Source organism: Streptosporangium vulgare, from assembly GCF_042428775.1.
Taxonomy (GTDB): domain Bacteria; phylum Actinomycetota; class Actinomycetes; order Streptosporangiales; family Streptosporangiaceae; genus Streptosporangium; species Streptosporangium vulgare.
The window spans coordinates 1-2,049 of sequence record NZ_JBHMBS010000088.1 but is presented as its reverse complement, the minus strand read 5'-3'; the positions used below and the strand labels follow the sequence as shown (position 1 = coordinate 2,049).

The window sequence follows — 2,049 nt, the reverse complement described above, 5'->3', positions numbered from 1 at the left end:
GACCCACCACCGCCGCCGGCTCCACCCCCAGCGAACGCCACACCTCCGCCAGCGAGACCATCACCGCCCACAACACCGGCTGAACCACATCCACCCGATCGAAGCCCGGCTGACCCACCTCGGCCCGCAACACCCCGGTCAACGACCAGTCCACGAACCCCGACAGCGCCGCCTCACACTCCGCCATCCGACCCGCGAACACCGCCGAAGACTCCAGCAGCTCAACCCCCATCCCCAACCACTGCGACCCCTGACCAGGGAAGACGAACACCGTCTTGCCGTCCGAGCCGGGCGCGCCGGTCACCACTCCGGCGCTGACACCGCCCGCGGCCAGCGTCGCCGTACCGGCGAGGAGCTCATCCCGATCCGCGCCCACGACCACCGCGCGGTGGTCGAACACCGACCTGGAGGACGCCAGCGAGTGGGCCACGTCGGCGTCGGTGCCGGTTCCCGTCTCCAGCCACGTCCCGAGCCGCTCGGCCTGTGCCCGGAGCGCCTCGCTCGTCCTCGCCGACAGCACCCACGGCAGCACCGGCGGCACCGGCACCGCCGGTACCTCGGCGGGCGCCTCGGTCTCGGCCGCCTCCTGGGCGGGGGCCTCCTCGATGATCACGTGCGCGTTCGTGCCGCTGACCCCGAAGGAGGAGACCGCGGCCCGGCGCGGCTGGTCCTCGGAGGTCCACGAGCGGGCCTCGGTGAGCAACTCCACGGCACCGGCCGACCAGTCCACGTGCGGGCTCGGCTCGTTCGCGTGCAGGGTCCGCGGCAGCACGCCGTGCCGCATCGCCATCACCATCTTGATGATCCCGGCGGCGCCGGCGGCGGCCTGGGCGTGGCCGATGTTCGACTTGATGGACCCCAGCCAGACGGGCCGGTCCTCCGGGCGGTCCTGACCGTACGTGGCCATCAGCGCCTGCGCCTCGATCGGGTCGCCGAGCGGCGTTCCGGTGCCGTGCGCCTCGACCGCGTCGATGTCGGCGGGCGACAGGCCCGCGTTGGAGAGGGCCTGGCGGATCACCCGCTGCTGCGACGGACCGTTCGGCGCGGTCAGCCCGTTGCTCGCGCCGTCCTGGTTGACCGCGCTGCCCCGTACGACGGCGAGGACCTGGTGGCCGTTGCGCCGGGCGTCCGACAGCCGCTCGACGAGCAGCATGCCCACGCCCTCGCTCCAGCCCGCGCCGTCGGCGTCCGCCGAGAACGCCTTGCACCGGCCGTCGACGGACAGGGCGCCCTGACGGCAGAACTCGATGAACGTGCCCGGGGTCGCCATCACCGTCACGCCACCGGCCAGGGCGAGGTCGCACTCGCCGTTCCGGAGCGCCTGCACGGCGAGGTGCAGCGCGACCAGCGACGACGAGCACGCCGTGTCCACGGTCATCGCCGGTCCCTCGAACCCGAAGGTGTACGAGACCCGTCCGGAGGCGACGCTTCCGGAGTTGCCGGTGCCGATCAGGCCCTCCAGCTCCTCCGGGATGGAGGTGAGCTGGCTCGCGTAGTCGTGGTACATCACACCGGTGAACACGCCCGTACGGCTCCCTCGCAGGTGGTTCAGGCGGATCCCGGCCCGCTCGACCGCCTCCCACGAGGTCTCCAGCAGCAGCCGCTGCTGCGGGTCCATCGCGAGCGCCTCACGCGGGCTGATCCCGAAGAACGCGGGGTCGAAGTCACCGGCTTCTCCCAGGAAGCCACCGCGCCGTACGTAGGAGGTGCCGTGGGCCTCGGGGTCCGGGTCATACAGTTTGTCCAGGTCCCAGCCGCGATCGGTGGGGAACTCGCCGATGGCGTCCGTACCGGACGACACCAGGTCCCACAGTCCCTCGGGCGAGGAGACGCCGCCGGGGTAGCGGCAGGCCATGCCCACGATCGCGATCGGCTCGTCGTCGATCGCCGTCCTGGTCACGGTGACCGCGTCGGCCGAGGCGGCTCCGCCGAGTTCGCTCGCCAGGTGATCGGCCACCGCCTGGGCGGTCGGGTAGTCGAAGACGAGGGTGGCGGGCAGTCGCAGCCCGGAGACCGCCATCAGCTTGTTGCGCAGCTCGACCGCGGTCA

General features: G+C 72.4%; 1 protein-coding gene. It reads right to left on the bottom strand.

Annotated features, from left to right (window positions below):
* The coding region (locus ACFFRH_RS44050; RefSeq protein ID WP_446697435.1) for a type I polyketide synthase at nucleotides 1–2,049 on the bottom strand (2,049 nt) is incomplete at both ends.